Origin of the sequence: Streptomyces sp. NBC_01775 (assembly GCF_035917675.1) — a bacterium.
GTDB lineage: Bacteria > Actinomycetota > Actinomycetes > Streptomycetales > Streptomycetaceae > Streptomyces.
Window position 1 is genome coordinate 1382056 of record NZ_CP109104.1, and the last position, 15506, is coordinate 1397561.

Here is a 15506-nt window from a genome sequence, read left to right on the forward strand (position 1 = left end):
AGGCGCCAAACGAGTGCTGGTGCGGATACGTGGGCACGGGCGTCATCGTCAGGCACCAGAACCATGCGTGCGCATCCTGTTGGCACCTCCCCAACGCTCATCAGGGCTCCTGCACCAAGTGCGACTGCTCCAAATTCGTTGAGCAGGACAAGGGAAGGTCGGTCTCCGCTACCCCTACCGCAACCGAGTCAAAGAGGCGAAAGCACTGCCCCTCGGACCGTAGCGCGGAACCCGGCTGCGGCAACAAGCTCGTCAGGCATGCGGCTTCGCCGACGGTGTGGCTGCGCCGGGATCACTCGGCGTTTCCTCGTCACGGGCCTGTGCCAGCAGTTGGAGCCGTGTCCCCGTTGAGGGCTTGCCGGGTGAGGCGTTCCATCAGCTCGGGGTCGGTTCCGCTGCCGGGACCGGTGAGGTCCACCCGGTTCGGCCGGCGTGGGGCGATGATGTCCGGCCCGGCTGGTGCGTCGGTCTCCTCGGCTTCGGCGAGTGCGCGGTAGACGGAGGCGACGGAGGGGTGTTGTCCGGCGTTCTTCCCGGTCTTGATCGTCAGCTTTTTGGCGATCGACGGGACGGGCACACCCTTGTCCTTGAGCGCGCGGGCGAACAGCAGCATGTCGTCGTCGATGACCTTCGGCCGTCCGCCGTGGTTGCCCTTGTTCGCGGCGGCGTGCTGGCCCTCCAGGGTCTTCTCCCTGATGTAGTTGCGGTCGAGCTGGGCCGCGACGGCGAAGACGGCGAAGAACATGGCGCCCATGCCGTTGGGGTCGTAGATGCCGGTGAGGGGGCCGGTGAGGAGTTCGAGCTGGACGCCGGCGGTCTGGAGCTGATTTGACAGGGTCATCAGCTCGGCAGCGTTGCGGGCCAGGCGCTTGAGTTCGTGGACGCGGCGGCCGGCGCCGCCTCGACGGGCGGGCCCGGTTTCCACGGCCGCCCCGGCCCACGGTCCTCGGACACGAGGACGTCGAGCTCCTCGCGGAGCGCGGGCACGAGGATGAAGCGGGCCGTGTGGTACTTCTCGCGGTCTTCCCGCCGCGGGTGCGGCAGGGACTGCCGACCGGGGCTTCGCACTTCGGACAGTCGTTTCGTTCTGCCACGATTGCGGCTTGATCGGGCGTCAGATCCACCCCGGCAGCCTGTCAGAACTATCTCGCACAACACGCAGGTTTTGAGAGGACTTCTGCGAATGGCGACCTGCGAAAACGTGATCGACTCCGGGCCGTGCTCAGAACTCTCGCAACTGGTCATTTGTGAGAGGGCGAGACGGGGACGTTGGGCATTGCCCGAGTCCCCATCCCAACCGTGATCTTGGCCTTGAAGGCGCGCGGGTCACACCTTGACCGACGTGAGCTTCTCCGGGTTGCGGACGCAGTAGACGGCCGTCACGACACCGCGGCGGATCTCGAACGAGGTCACCTGATCCAGTTCGCCGTCGATGATCACCACGACGGAGTGCATCCCGTTGAAGGCGCCGATACGGACGTCGAGTTCGCCCATGCGGGCGCCCTTGTCCAGGAGCCCGAGAAGCAGCCTGGCCACCTTGTCCGGCCCGACCACAGGGCGCCGCACCGCGTTCACGACCCCGCCGCCGTCAGCCAGGAACACCACATCGGGTGCAAGCAGGTCCATGAGGCCCTGGACGTCACCGGTCGCGGCCGCCGCCAGGAACCGCTCGGCGACCGGCCATGCCTCAGCAGGGGTGGCGACCGCGGTGTGTCGCCTCGCGCGCACGCTGTCGCGGGCGCGCTGGTTCAACTGCCGCACCGCGGCCTCGGACTTGCCCACCGCGGCGGCGATCTCCGCATAGTCGAAGCCGAACACCTCGCGCAACACGAACACCGCGCGCTGGGTAGGGGTCAGGGCCTCCAGAACCAGCAGCATCGCGGTGGTCACGGCCTCGCCCGTGAGCACATGGTCAATGCCATCGGGCGCGTCGTCGGCAGCGTCGGTCACCAGCGGCTCGGGCAGCCACGGCCCCACGTACTCCTCCCGGCGGCGGACGGCCGACCGCAGTACGCCGAGCGCCTGCCGGGTGACGATCTGCGCCAGATAGGCCCGCGCGTTCTCCACCGAGGTGTGGTTCACCGACTGCCACCGCAGGTAGCTGTCCTGCAGGACGTCTTCGGCGTCGGCCACCGACCCGAGGATCTCGTAGGCGATCGAGAACAGCAGAGCTTTGTGCGTGGTGAACTCGTCCGCGGGATCCGGCTGCTCGGTCACTTCGAGCCCCGCAGCCAGGCGTAGGTGGCGGTGCGGGCGCCGAACTTCGCGTAGCGACAGACTCGCTCTTTGGTCACGGCCGCGGTGCGCCCGGCGAAGTAGAGCCGGCGCACGGTGTCGTTCCTGCGATTGACCTGCAGCAGTCCGTCGCGCCGGCCCAGGCTCAACGCCTGTCCGGTGTACCCCATGGAGTAGGGCCTGGGCTTACGGCCTTGGATCATCCGTGCCAGCGTATCCGCTGCGTGTGCGCCCTGGGGCATGGCCGTTGCGCAGGCCGCTCGAGAGCCGGGAACCGCCGCGCAGTCGCCGACGACGAAGATCCGTGGGTCGGTCACGCTGCGCAGATGCTCGTCGACCACCGCACGCCCGTCGGCATCCACCTCAAGTCCACTGCGGGCGGCCAGGTCGGGCACGCTGCCGATGATCGCCCACAGCGTGAGGCCGGAGGTGAAGTGCCGGCGCGAGTGGAGACGCACTATGTCACCTCCTCCTTCCCCGGCGCCGGGGTCGATCCGCGCCACGGAGTCCTCCACGACCTCCACGTTCAAGCGGTCCAGGCCGGTGCGCACACGCTTCTGCCCTCCTGCCGACAGGCTCGCGGCGATTGTCTGTCCCACGATCCGCACGCGGAGGTCGGGTCGGCTGAAGGCGATCTCGGATGCCGTCTCGATGCCCGTCAGCCCGCCACCGATGACGGTGACCGCCCTTCCGCCGGGCAGCCCGGCCAGCGCGGTCCGCGCCTCCTCCGCGCCCTCCCAGGTCCCTACCGGGACGGTGCCCGGCAGCGGTGCGGCCGTGCTGCCCACCCCGAGGAACAGGTAGTCGAAGCCGAGACCCGCCCCGTCGCCGAGAGTGACCTGGCCGTCGCCGATCTTGTCGACGGTGCCCATCCGCGTTGCTACCCCTTCGCTCAGCATCGACGTCAGCGGGGTCGCCGCGGCTCCGGTCCCGGCGATCTGCTCGTGCAGCCGCACCCGCTCGACGAAGTCCGGACGGGGGTTGATCACCGTGATCTCCGCTGCCTTCACCTTCTTGGCCAGCCGGTTCGCCGCGATCGTCCCCGCGTAGCCGGCTCCCACCACCAGGACCCTCATGTGTGCCTCCCGTTGTGCAAGCAGTTCACACACGGGATGCAGCCCGCCTCGCGGTTGTGACGGGCAATTCGAGTGACCTGCATCACTCACGAAGCTTCCGCCTCGCCGACGAACACACCAACCGTCCACCAAAGCCCTCACCAGGCTGGATACGCCCTCACAGCCGTCGGATCCGCCCAGGCGTGTACCGTGCCGGCCTCCGCCTGGATGCCTGGCCATTCCGCGGCTGGTGGTCCCGGCTCAGTCTTCTGTGCCGTCGACCTCTTCGATGTCGACGGCGGCCGGGTCGCGCAGCGGGCGCAGGCCCCCGCCGGCCGGGACGGTGGCGCGGAAGCTGTAGCGGCCCAGGCAGTTGAGGTTGGCGTGCTTGAGCGGGGAGAGCCGGGCGACGTCCTCGTCCAGGACGTAGTGCTCGCGCTGGTCGGCGGGCAGCGCCCGCAACTGCTCGACGGCGGCGTCCAGGTAGCGGATCGTCCACAGCACGGCGGCGTTCAGGACCGGACCGAGCGCGCCGAGCTGGTCCTCCTGGCCCTCGCGGTACGCCTGCATGATCTGACCGCGCTTGCCGTGGCAGATGTCCCGGGCGAGCTTGTGGCGGGACTCCTGCACGGTGAGCTGCCGGTTCATCTGACGCCGGTAGGTGTCGTCGACCGGGTCGACCACGCGCAGCAGGTGCAGCGTCTTGGCGATCCGCCCGTACTCCGCGAACGCCTGCCCCATCGGCGTGGGCCGTCCCTCTCGACCGAACATCCGCAGCAGGTCGTACGCGCGGACCTGCCCCGTCACCAGGGAGCCGGCCACCCGCAGCATGTCCGGCCAGTGCGTGACCACCTTGTTCAGGTTCACCCGGTTCCGGGCCAGGGCCTCCAGCGGCCCGTAGCCACCGGTGGCGACGCCGGGCATCTCCGCACGCCAGAACCGCTGGTCCGCCAGGTCACGGAAGCGGGGAGAGAAGTTGTAGCCGAGCATGGAGAACAGGCCGAACACCATGTCGGAGTACGAGGCGTTGTCCGTGGCGACCATCTCCGGCTTCACCCCGGCGTCCAGGTTCAGCAGGGTGTCCAGGATGTGCAGGGAGTCGCGCGGGGTACCGGGCACGACCATCTGCCCGATGCCCGCGACCTGGTCGTTCACGGCGTTCAGCCAGGTGATGCCGCGTTTGAAGTGGTAGTACTTCGGCGAGGGACCGGCGTTGATGGTCCGCTTCGGTACGACGAACCGCAGCCCGTCGACGGAAGCGAGCAGGCCCTCACTCCAGTGCTCCACGATCGGAACCCGGGCCTGGTCCTCGATCAGGCGGGCGTTCGCCTCGGCGATGGTGTCCGCCCGCAGGTAGTACTGGTCGACGTGCACCAGTCGGCCCCGGGTCAACGCCTCGTCGTTCGCGTCGATAACGGGGGTGAAACCGATGTTGCACGCCTCGGCGACCAGCAGCGCCACCAGGGAAGGTCTTCAGATTCTCCATGCGGGTGCGCCCGTCGCCCAAGTGCACGAAGGCGTCCAGGAACCCGGTCCAGGAATCGACCTCGAACAGCAGGTCCGGTAGGTCGATCTTCGGGAGCATCGCCGCGGTGGTCTGGCGCAGCCAGCGCAGCGACTTGGATTCGCCCACCGCGCCCAGGCGGTCCACGTTCAGCTTCAGCCGCCCGTTGGGCTGGATCTCGAAGCTGAGCTTCGCGTCTTGCCCGGCCTCCTCCAGCCGCTCGGCCATCAGCTGCCATGCCGCGTCCAAAGCGCGGCACCCGCCCGGCGAGGTGCTCCTCGACCGGCTCGTCCAGGCTCAGACCGTGCAGGACGTCCTCGGCTACGGCCTCCCACTGCCTGCCGTCCAGCAGCCGCGCCCTCGGGTCCGACCAGCGGTTCGACGGCGCTGCGAACACGTCCCGCCGGTTCAGCGCCCGGTACAACTGCTCCAGCACGCACACCACGTACGCGTCGCGGTCCACCGCCCCCTCGGGCAGCTCCGGGTTGGAGTACACCGCCCGCTTCCACGCGGCCGGCACCAGCTTCTGGTCGATCTCGCGCGGCAGCAACGGCTTGACCTTCCCCTTCCGCCGCGCGAGCGCCGGCAGCCGCTTCACCCCCTCCAGGACCCGCTTGCCGCCGGAGGCCGCCCCCAGCGCCGACGACTCCCCGAGCAGGGACAGGAACGGGCGGACAGTGTTGTAACGGGTGGCCAGCAGGCGCCGCATCTCCACCTCGGTCTCGTCGGCGCCCGGCGGCAGCAGCTCATCCAGCAGCGCCGCGGCGGTCTCGACCTCCTCGCGTGGACCGATCTCCGTCTCCAACGCCCGCCACATCGCCCCCGCATCGAAGTCGGTGCCGTGCTCGGCGATCAGGTCCAGCTGCTCGCTCCACAGCCGGAACACGCCGTTGACCATGCGGGATGCCTTCGCCACCCGGGGCCGGACCGCCACCCAGTCCTTGTCCGTCGCCCGGAACTGGTGCGGCTCGAAGTCGATGCCGGTGCGGCGGCGCAGCCGTTCCACCAGGTCATAGACCGCGGAGTAGGTGAGTGGACGGCCGTGCGGGCGGCCCCAGAGGTTGACGAACACGTAGTCCGAGTCGAGGGCACCGTACTCGCGGTTGAGGTAGTCGGCATACAGCCGCATCAGCTCCGCGCTGGCCGGGACCTCCCGTGAGCGGCCCGACTTCGCCCGCACCCGATTCGCGTTCGGCCGCGGGATGACGCTCACCTGCCGCTCGGCCAGCGCGATGTCCTCGTGCCGCAGGCCCAGGGCCTCGCCGATCCGCAGCCCGGTGTCCAGCAGCAGCGCGAACAGCAGCCGGTCCCGCAGATGCTCGCACCCGTCCAGCACCGCCTGGGCGTCCCCGGCAGAGAGCACGACCGGTCGCCGCGGCGGCTGCCGCAGCCGGATCGTGCGGGCCTTCTGCGGACGGCTCTTGGCGATGTGCTCCAGGAACGGCTTGTAGGAACTGCCACGGCCACGGCGGCCGGCGGGCCGCATCGTCACCATCAGGTCGCCGAGCGGCACCCCGTGGCGGGTGTGGAACTCGCAGAACGACGAGAGCGCGGCGAGCTTGCGGTTCACGCTGGACTCCGCGCAGTGGTGGTCTGCCGTGGGCAGCACCGTGACCTTTCCGTCCCGGGCCTGCGGCGGCAGCCGCAGCCAGCCCACGAACCCTGCGACGTCCTCCAGCGTCACCGACTGCCAGTCCAGCCCGCAGCCGGTCAGGTAGACGAACCAGTCCTTCAGATCGTGGGCGTACGCCTTGACCGTGTTCGGTGACTTCTCGCCCCAGGCCAGGTAGGCCAGGTAGCGCTCGATCGGCGCGACGGCCACGTGGTCGTCTCCGAGCACGGTCCACGACTCGGTCTCCGAGTCCGGCATCAGCACGCGCTGTACCCGCATGGAACCTCCCGTTCATCCGTGGTGGATGACGGAAGGTAATCCCATCCAGGACGGGGCAGAGGGGGCTTCACCCGTACGTGCTGGACGTGATGGACAGGGCCTCAGCGACTCCAGATAACGAACCCGAGCCGGTTGTGCGCACGCCGCTTGGCCTGCACCTTCTCCAGATCCGAGTCATCCAGGAAGAAATACCGCTCCAGCTCCGCACGAGACGGCACTCCGTTGAACGCCGCGTACTGGGCTGCCTGTTGATCCGGCAAGAACTCGACCGCCACCATGGCCTCCGAAGATCGACAACATCGACCCACGAAGGCTCCGCCGTACGATCAGCCCAGGTCAAAGCGCCGATCAGGGCCGCGAAGGCTTAGCGCACGATCTGACACGGATGTTCCTCAACCCCTGGGTTGCCACCTCACAGCGGGGTGGCCGCCTTCAGGACGAGGAAGAGCGCCAGGGCCGCGTTGAGGGAGGAGGCGGCCGAGACCGTGGTGCCCGCCGCCGCCAGATACGCGGCGAGCCCCGCCCTGCTGGCGGCCGGTGGCCAGCCCCGGGACGGCGGCACCGGCTCCAGCAGCGCGGCGACCCGGCGCGGCACCGGACCGGCGGCGAACGCGGGGACCCCCGGCAGGGGCGGACCCTCCGGGGTGAGCAGCGCGGCCCTGGCGACGGCGCGGGCCGTCAGCCTGCGGTCGCCGACGGCCCGCGCCGCCTCCTCGTCCGCCCACCGCTCGGCGTTGTAGGCGACGGCCTCGCGCAGCGGGAGCAGCAGCGGATTGGCACAGCCCGCGAGCCGGGTGGCCAGCAGACAGCGGTGGTGACGGCCCCTCAGATGCGCGCGTTCGTGCGCCAGCAGAGCCGCACCCTCGTCCTCGTCGAGCGCGCCCAGCATGCCCGTCGAGGCCACCACGCGGCCGGGTGCGCGCGAGGTACCGGGCAGCGCGTAGGCATACGGCTCGGCGTCCGGGAGGACCGTCAGGTCCCCGTCGTCGGGCCCGGCGGGGAGCCCGGCCAGCGCCTCGTGCACGCGGGCCCGTACCCGCCGGTGGCGGTGGACGGTCAGCCAGCAGACGGCCACGACCAGGGCCAGCGCCGCGATGGCGGTGGTGCCGGTGACGCCGGCGTACGGCACCACGGCGCGCACCTCCGGGTCGGCCCAGCCGTCCGGGAGCGGGTTGCCCGGCAGCTGCGCCGTGCCGACGACCATCAGCAGCACCAGGCACAGTGTGCTGCACAGCGCCAGGACGCAGCCGAGCGCGGTCAGCAGCCGGGTGGCGCTGCGGGGGTGGAGGTGCTGCGCGGCCACGCGCACGATCGGGAGCGCGGACAGCGGCAGGACGAGCGGCAGGAAGACGAAGACCCCCATTTGCTCAGCCCTCCCCGCCCTCCGGCGGCGCCTGCTCGTCCTCGGCGGCTCTCAGCAGCTCCCTCATCAGCCGCTCGTCATCAGGGCTGAGGGAGGAGACGAAGCTGGCGAGCACCGCGTCCCTGTCCGTCTCGCTGTCCAGGACCCGGCGCATGCGCAGCGCGGCCAGCCCGGCCTCGTCGGCGACCGGGCTCCAGACGTACGAACGGCCCTCACGGGTACGGGTGACGGCCTGCTTGGCGTGCAGTCTGGTCAAGATGGTGACGACCGTGGTGTAGGCCAGATCGCCGCCGAGCCGCTGCTGGACCCAGGTGGCCGTCACCGGGCCGGATGCCGTGCCCAGCACGGTCAGCACCTGGGCCTCCAGCTGGCCCTGGCCCCGCCGGCGCCCGCCGGCCCTGCGCTCGTGGTGGTCCGCACCGCTGCCCGCCACGGCCGTCGCCTCCCTCCATGGTTCACCTGCGCCGTTCACGCCGGTGCCGATCCTACTCACCGCCGGTGACAGAGCCGCACGTGAAGTGGGTCGTGCACACCCCCTTTGCACGCCGCGCCACGCCCCTTGCGGAACGATCAGTTCGGGCGTTCCGGTGTCCGGAACGCCTCCGCAGCGAAAGCGTCCGGCACCGCCCTGCCCGTGGCGTTCCCTATCCGTGGTCCCGGTGCGGACCGGCGCCGAGGGCGGCGAACACGATGTCCGCCATGGCGGCGGCCATGCGCTGGTGGAACCGCCACAGGAAGGGGTCGCGGGGGCTGGGTGCGCCGAAGTAGCCCTGGGGCGTGACCCGGCGGGCGTGCCTTCCACCCTTCCGCCATTCCTCCAGATCCTCGGCGCTCAGCCCCGTCGGCTTGAGTTGTGCCATGGCGTCGTAGTCGACGACCTCGGGGAACCAGCGCATCATCAGCGCGCTCTCGATCTCTTCGGCGTGGACACCGAGTTCGCCGGTCATCTCCAATCCCTCGAACAGCGGCTGCATGGCGAAGGAGGCCAGAGCGGAGGTGGGGATCTCGTCGCCCAGCCGGTCGGCGATGAAGTCGGGTTCCATGAGGACGACTCCGGTGTTGCCCTTCTCGTGCTGGCTCCGCACGACCTCCAGCAGCATCCGGTTGTGTGCGATGTCGCCCTGGTGGTTGATCACGAAGATACGGCGGAACCCGTCGGTGGCCAGGGAATCCAGGATGTCGGTGTGCAGCGCCACGGCGGTCTCGTATCTGGTGCGGAACGTTCCTCCGAAGGCCGCCGACACCTGGTTGATCCCCCAGTACACCGGCGGTGCGATCAGCGCCTCCACCTCGTGCTGCTCAAGCTCGCTCTTCACGAGTCTGCACAACTGATAGGCACCGTAGGCATCCGTGCCCAGCGGGAGGTGGGGGCCGTGCTGCTCGATGACGCCGGTGGGCAACAGGACACACGCCCCACGACCGGCTGCTGCCTCCACCTCTGGGTACGTAAGGTCAGCCATCGTCCCGGCGAAGACTGAATACCCGCCCTGCATAAGACTCTCCCCGTGATTGGTGTTCCGGTGGTGTTCCGGTCGGCCTGATGTGCCGGTCAGCATGTGATCTTCGCGTGCACAGGTGCGATCTTCGCGTGCACAGGAGACCGCGCACGACCACGGGCACCGACGGAGACCCAGGCGGCGCTTTGTAGGAAGGCCACAGGCCCAACCGTGTGTCAGGTGCGGGGGCCGACCGTGGCCATGGCGCGGTCGACGGCGTCGGCGAGGGAGCTCTTCGCGCCGGAGGGGAGCCAGGAGTGCTGCGCGGCCACGAGGCATCCAAACGCCGCTTCGGTCAGTGCGCGGGGCGTCGGGTCGTCGGCGGCGCGGGGTGTGCCGACTGCCTCGGCACGTTCGAGCAGCGGCGACGACGGCGTCCTGCCGCTGCTGGAGCTTCTGGAGGTAACCGGCGAGCGGCGCGGGGGTCAGGGCACCTACACCGCCGCCTTCCACCCGGGCAACGTCGCGACGAGCGTCGCCGCCCAGTCCGACAGCGTCCCCGCGGGATCAAGTCCACCATTCATCCGGTGCCCGCACCCCCGACCGGAGGTGCGGGCACCGGAGAGGCGGCGGGGCGGTCCTAGTGCCGTGACCGGCAGTGTTTGCCCGGAAGGAGCGTCGTCGTGGGGGCACCGCCCGCGCGAGCGGGGCCGAGCGTGGGGGAGCGTGCGATCGCACGGCGTCCGGAAGTCCTTGACCGGGGTCTCCCCTGCTCTGGGGGCACCTCCCGGCCGAAGGCCGGGGGAGAAGCTGAGAGCTTGGGGAAGGAGCCACCAGGGCTTTTGGCCAACGCCGCTGGGGGCACCCCCTGCTCGGAGAGCTCGGGGGAGTGCGTGCCGGACGACGCGACAGGGCAGAGCTTGCCGGGAGGGGCACTAGGTGGTGACCCGCACGTAATCAACGGTCAACTGCTGCGGGAAGCTTGTGGAGCCGTCCGGGTCTCCGGGCCAGTAGCCGCCTACGGCGAGGTTGAGGATCAGGAAGAAGGGCTTGTCGAAGACCCACGGGTTGCCTCCGACGTCGGCGGGCGTACGCGTCTGGTAGACGTTTCCGTCCACCGACCATTTGACGGAGCCCGGGGACCAGTCGATGGCGAAGGTGTGGAAGTCGTCGGCGAAGGCCGCGCCGCCCGGCAGGGTGTACCCGGCGCCGATGCCGCCCGAGCCGGAGTAGCCGGGGCCGTGCAGGGTGCCGTGCACCGTGCTGGGCTCGAAGCCGACGTTCTCCATCACATCGATCTCGCCGCAGGCGGGCCAGCCGGCGCTTCCGATGTCGTCACCGAGCATCCAGAAGGCCGGCCACATGCCCTGGCCGCGCGGCACTTTGATGCGCGCCTCGACATGCCCGTGGGTCTGGGTGAACTTGCCCGCCGTGTTCAGCCGTGCCGAGGTGTACTCGCATTTGCCGTACCAGCACTGGTAGTTGCCGGGGTTCTCCTTGCGGGCGGTGATGACGAGATTGCCGTTGCCGTCGAGCGCGGCGTTGTTGGCGCCCGGAGTGTAGTACTGCCGTTCGTGGTTGTTGACGTTGTCGCCGGTCTCGGTCTGCCACTTGGCGCCGTCGGCCGGAGTGCCGGCCGGACCGTTGAAGTCGTCGGAGAAGACGACCGCTCTGGTGCCGCTGCCGGAGCTCTTGGCGTCTTTTCCGACGTCGTCGGCCGATGCCGTGGCGGGCAGCAGCGCGGCGGCAACGCAGCACAACAGGGACACACCGCACATCGCGGTGCGGCTTCGCCTGGAAAGTCTCACGTCGGCCCGTCCTTTCGTGGGGGAAGTGGACGTAGGGCGCGCACATGACAAGATGTCGACGGAGAATGCACGCAACCAGCGCGGCAGACCCGGGACTTCCTTCACGACTTGTTGTAAGCGCGCCAGATCAAGTCGTCAAGACTTTGGTCCAGACCAGAATGAGTTCAAGGAGAAACGGCACACGTCGCCCCGCACTCGTCGTCTCCGGCGCCGGGGGCTGATCACGGAGGACTCGCCCCGCGATCAGTGGGCCATCGTGGGCATCCTCCCGGCAAGGGCGACAAGGGGCCGGGCAGACCTTCGAGAAGGCAGATCCGCCCGGCCGCAGGGACGTCGGCTCACTTGTAGGCGATGTCCGATGCCGCGTACTTGCAGTAAGTGCCGTCGGGGCCGGAGCCGTTCGTGGGCGGCTCGTCACCGTTGTCGTTGCCGATGTACTTCTGGCAGGGGACGATCTTCTTGCTGCTGTCACCGATGACGGTGATCTTGCGCAGCGTGGCCGAGTCGCCGTAGTTGGTGTTGATGCCGGCGATCTTGCCGCCCTTCCAGTTCACCTCGATGGTGTTGAGGTTGATCGTCCGCTTGTACTGCTTGGAGCAGTTGCCGCACGAGCGGATGAAGGTGCCGAAGTTCTGCACCGCGAAGTTGGAGATGTTCAGCGTCCCCGCGCCGTTGAACTGGAACACCTTGTCGCTGGCTTCCTTCGCGCCACCGCCGGAGACGGTGTACGTCGCCGACGACGACGTGCCCTTGAAGGTGGCGGCGTCCTCGCCGACGTCCTCCCACCAGACGTTCTGGAGCGTGCAGCTGCCCTTGCAGTGGATGCCGTCGGCGGCGGGCTTGCCGAGGATGACGTTCTTCAGCACCGCGCCGTCCGCGAGTTCCAGGATCGGTCCCTGGTCTTCGCCCTGGCCGTCGCCGCCCAGGTCCCCGGTGCCGTAGAGGCGCTTCATCCCGTAGTCCTTGCTGCCGGAGACCGGGATGGTCCTGGAGACCCCTTCGCTGCCGTTCGGGGTCGGCCAGGTGGCCGCGTCGGCCGTGGGCAGAGCATGAGCTGTCGTGATCATGCCAATCATAAGACCGAGGGCGCCGAGCCCGCCGATCAGCGTGTGCCGTGCGGGAATCCGGCGGCGCCGCGGCTGCGACTGCCGCTGTACCTGTCCTTGTGATGTCATGTTCGGTTTTTCCCTTCTCCTGCTGGTGGAGGTCAGAGCTTTCCGGCGCCCGCCTGGGCCGTCACCGAGGCGACGACCGAAGAGGCGGGTTCGGCGGAATAGCCGTAGGGCGGGTCGGTGAACGTGCCCGTGCGGGAGATCTCGGTGGCGGCTCCCCCGAGGTCGTTACCGCGCAGATTGGCGTAGCCGTCCACGTCGCTGCTCCGGCTGGTCGTCACCGCGATCTTCGTCGTACGGAAGACGTTGTTCTCGACGAGCAGCTGGGCGCCCATGCGGGAGTGCACGGCGGTATCGGCGCCCTCGACGTAGTTGTCGTAGAAGTGGCCGGTGCCGAACCGCAGGCTGGGGATGCGCGAGTAGACGTTGCTGAAGTGGTTGTGGTGGTACGTGACCCTCAAGTGCCCCGTGTCCTCGTCGGCGTTCTTGTCGCTGTGACCGACGAGCGAGCCCTTGAAGTGGTCCTTGAAGGTGTTCCAGGACACCGTCACGCCGTCGGAGCCGTGGTTGATGTCGAGCAGACCGTCGTAGTAGTCCTTGTCGTGGTCGCGGTCAGCCGAGAAGGAGTTGTGGTCGATCCACACCTTCGTCGACTCCTGGACGGTGATGCCGTCCGCGGGTTTGCGTGGCTTGCTGATGTTCAGGTTGCGGACGACGACGTTGGTCGCCTCCTTGACACGCAGCCCGCCACCGGTGAATCCGGAGGACGAACCGACGCCCAGGACCGTGGTGTTGGAGCCGATGTCGACCTGTCCGGTGAGCGGGATCAGACCGCTCACCCTGACGACCTTGGCGGCCTCACCGGTGACGGCCGCCTCGAACTCGGCGAGCGAGGAGACGGTGACGGGGCTCACGTCACCGCCGCCTGTGGTGCCGGCCCCGAAGCCGACGGGAGAGGTTTCGGCCGCGCCTGCGGGCTGCGGCAGTACGACGGCGGTGGTGATCGCGAGAACTGCTGCCACGCCCGTGGAGAGGACCAGCCTCCTGGGGAGAGCGCGGGGCGGGCGAGTGCGCATGCGGGGGTGTCCCTTCGAGAGCATCCGTTTATCAGATACGTGAACGACGTACATCATTTGGATCGCCCTGCGAGTGCAGTGCCGCATCGGGCACCTCCTGGCGGCTTCTTGAGCGTGTGTGCCTCCAGGCCAGCGCCTCCGGCGTCCGTCGCTCCTGTTCGAAATGACGGACACGAGTCACGCTGCTGAACCGGAACGTAGGGGGCGAGCGTTTCGCAGTCAACGCTTCGCGTAGGCCGCATCCAGCCAACTCCCGCACCGGCCCAGCTCCCGCGCCGCGCCGGCCCAGCGCCCGCATCGAGCCAGGACGGGCACGCCCCCGGGCCCGGCCCCGGACCCGGGGCACGCGGACGTCGGCCGCTCTGCGTGCTCGCCTCACGCTGCGCCGTCACCACGCCGACGCTCCGGCGGCGCTCCGGCGGTGAGGATTCTCTCTCCTGGCGACAACACCGCCCGCTTCCGTCCCGGAACGGCCGTGCGCCACGTAGGCTCGCGCGTCAGCCAGGGGTTTGGCGATCGCGTATCCGAGCGGGCCGGTCACGGTCCGTGGTCCGGGGAACCGCGCCCCAGTTGGCGAGGGTGGCGTGCGTCGGAGCTCGCCCCCCTGCCCCGGGACCGTCGCCGCTCCCCTACGTGGGCAGCGGCATCGCCGGCACCGGCACACAGCCTGCGGTCCGGCAACGCCCGGCTCATATGTCACCGAGCACGCCCAGTCGCGTCCGTAACCGAGCACCGAACGGGGAGACCCGCATGAGGAAGAGCAGGGGGCTGACGGAAGCCCGCCCGAACGGGACCTCCGACGGCGCGGGGCCCGGCATACCCCACGCCACGTCCCGGCTGAGCGTCCGCGCCCGGCCCCGCCACAAGCGGCGCGCCCTCGGCCTGGTGGCCGCCGTCCTGGTCTGCGGAACGGCCGCCGGGACACCGGCCACGGCGCACGGTGCCGCGGCCACCACCGCCCGCTCCCGGGCCGGCAACGCCCAGGTGACGTGCACATCGGACCACGGCGCTCTCGCACATCGGCTGGCCCGCAGGGTGGCCGGGGCGCTGTGGGAGCGCCACAGCACGGCAGCGGTCGCGCTCTACGACCGTTCGTCCGGCACCTCGTGCGCGTACCACGCGCGTACCGCGTACGACTCGGCGAGCGTGGTGAAGGCCACCTTGCTCGGTGCGCTGCTGCGGCAGGCGAAGGAAGACCACCGCAAGCTCACCTCGCGGGAGAAGAAGCTCGCCACCGCCATGATCACCACCTCGGACAACGACGCCACCAGCACTCTCTGGCGCGAGGTCGGCCGCAAGGATGTGCAGCACTTCCTCGACCTGGCCGGCATGCGGGACACCGAGCCGGGCCGACGGGGCTACTGGGGCCTCACCCAGGTCACGGCCTGGGACCAGCTGAAACTGCTCAAGCTCCTCACCTCCGGCAACCACGTGCTGGACGCCGGATCCCGCGCGTACGAGCTCGGCCTGATGAACAAGGTCACCGGCAGCCAGCGCTGGGGCGTGCCCGCCGGCGCCCCGAAGGACTCCACCGTGCACGTGAAGAACGGCTGGCTGTCGCGCGACGCGCACGGCTGGCGCGTCAACAGCGTCGGGGCGTTCACCGGAGGGGGCCACGACTACGGGATCGCGGTTCTCTCCCAGGACAACAAGACGATGGCCTACGGCGTCCATACGGTCGAGGCCGCGTCCCGCGCGGTCCACCGCGAACTGGCCCGCTGACAGCACCCGCTGAGAGAGCCGGCCCGCACAAGTCGTCCTGGTCGGCCCCCTCGCTCAGACGTCGCTGCGCTCAGCCAGGCTGCGCGGGCGCATATCCGTCCAGGCGTGCTCCACATAGTCGAGACAGGTGGCACGATCGGCCTCGGGGTGGGCCACGGTCCAGCCTGCCGGCACGTCGGCCCAGGCGGGCCAGAGGGAGTGCTGGTCCTCGTCGTTCACAACCACCAGGTAGCTGGCTTCTTCGTCCTCGAACGGGTTGGTCATGGGTGATCATTTCCTTTGTTCGGACTGCGGGGGCTCGCAC

Annotated in this window: 11 protein-coding genes and 3 pseudogenes; 1 reads left to right on the plus strand and 13 read right to left on the minus strand. The window is 69.5% G+C overall.

From position 1 onward, the window contains the following. Positions 1–310: 310 nt before the first annotated feature. The 12 genes and pseudogenes from OHB04_RS06510 to OHB04_RS06565 form a co-directional block, all read right to left on the minus strand. Entirely contained in the window at positions 311–925 is a 615-nt protein-coding gene (locus OHB04_RS06510; protein WP_326686729.1) for a recombinase family protein, read from the minus strand. A 401-nt stretch (positions 926–1326) separates the two neighbouring features. After that, complete coding sequence (locus OHB04_RS06515; RefSeq protein ID WP_326686730.1) at positions 1327–2217, minus strand: RNA polymerase sigma-70 factor; 891 nt, start codon at positions 2215–2217, stop codon at positions 1327–1329. Next, positions 2214–3311 carry an NAD(P)/FAD-dependent oxidoreductase gene (locus tag OHB04_RS06520; protein WP_326686731.1) on the minus strand — a complete coding sequence of 366 codons (1098 nt, stop codon included), beginning with the start codon at positions 3309–3311 and terminating at the stop codon, positions 2214–2216. Before OHB04_RS06520 ends, OHB04_RS06515 begins: the two co-directional genes overlap by 4 nt. Positions 3312–3551: 240 nt before the next feature. Then, a pseudogene (locus OHB04_RS41745) lies at positions 3552–5749 on the minus strand (Tn3 family transposase); the annotation flags it as partial. Between the two features lie 54 nt (positions 5750–5803). Then, a pseudogene (locus OHB04_RS41750) lies at positions 5804–6685 on the minus strand (tyrosine-type recombinase/integrase); the annotation flags it as partial. 113 nt (positions 6686–6798) lie between these two features. After that, positions 6799–6960 (minus strand): annotated as a pseudogene (locus OHB04_RS06535) (DUF4158 domain-containing protein); the annotation flags it as partial. Positions 6961–7097: 137 nt separating this feature from the next. Beyond that, the gene (locus OHB04_RS06540) at positions 7098–8048 is read right to left on the minus strand and encodes a M56 family metallopeptidase (protein WP_326807005.1); all 951 of its coding nucleotides are present in this window, start codon (positions 8046–8048) and stop codon (positions 7098–7100) included. 4 nt (positions 8049–8052) lie between these two features. After that, entirely contained in the window at positions 8053–8481 is a 429-nt protein-coding gene (locus OHB04_RS06545; protein ID WP_326692617.1) for a BlaI/MecI/CopY family transcriptional regulator, read from the minus strand. A gap of 211 nt (positions 8482–8692) precedes the next feature. After that, positions 8693–9604 (minus strand): creatininase family protein, encoded by a 912-nt coding sequence (locus tag OHB04_RS06550; protein ID WP_326807006.1) that lies wholly within the window; start codon positions 9602–9604, stop codon positions 8693–8695. An 815-nt stretch (positions 9605–10419) separates the two neighbouring features. Next, a complete protein-coding gene (locus OHB04_RS06555; RefSeq protein WP_326692618.1) occupies positions 10420–11262 on the minus strand; it encodes a glycoside hydrolase family 16 protein in 843 nt (280 codons plus the stop codon). Positions 11263–11630: 368 nt separating this feature from the next. Further along, a complete protein-coding gene (locus OHB04_RS06560; protein ID WP_326686736.1) occupies positions 11631–12359 on the minus strand; it encodes a pectate lyase in 729 nt (242 codons plus the stop codon). Positions 12360–12499: 140 nt separating this feature from the next. Then, entirely contained in the window at positions 12500–13480 is a 981-nt protein-coding gene (locus OHB04_RS06565) for a pectate lyase family protein (RefSeq protein ID WP_326686737.1), read from the minus strand. A gap of 750 nt (positions 13481–14230) precedes the next feature. Here OHB04_RS06565 and OHB04_RS06570 point away from each other — a divergent pair. Continuing rightward, complete coding sequence (locus OHB04_RS06570; RefSeq protein ID WP_326807007.1) at positions 14231–15202, plus strand: serine hydrolase; 972 nt, start codon at positions 14231–14233, stop codon at positions 15200–15202. A 54-nt stretch (positions 15203–15256) separates the two neighbouring features. On the opposite strand, the gene OHB04_RS06575 is transcribed toward OHB04_RS06570, so the two are convergent. Then, a complete protein-coding gene (locus OHB04_RS06575) occupies positions 15257–15466 on the minus strand; it encodes an MbtH family protein (protein ID WP_326807008.1) in 210 nt (69 codons plus the stop codon). Positions 15467–15506: the final 40 nt, after the last annotated feature.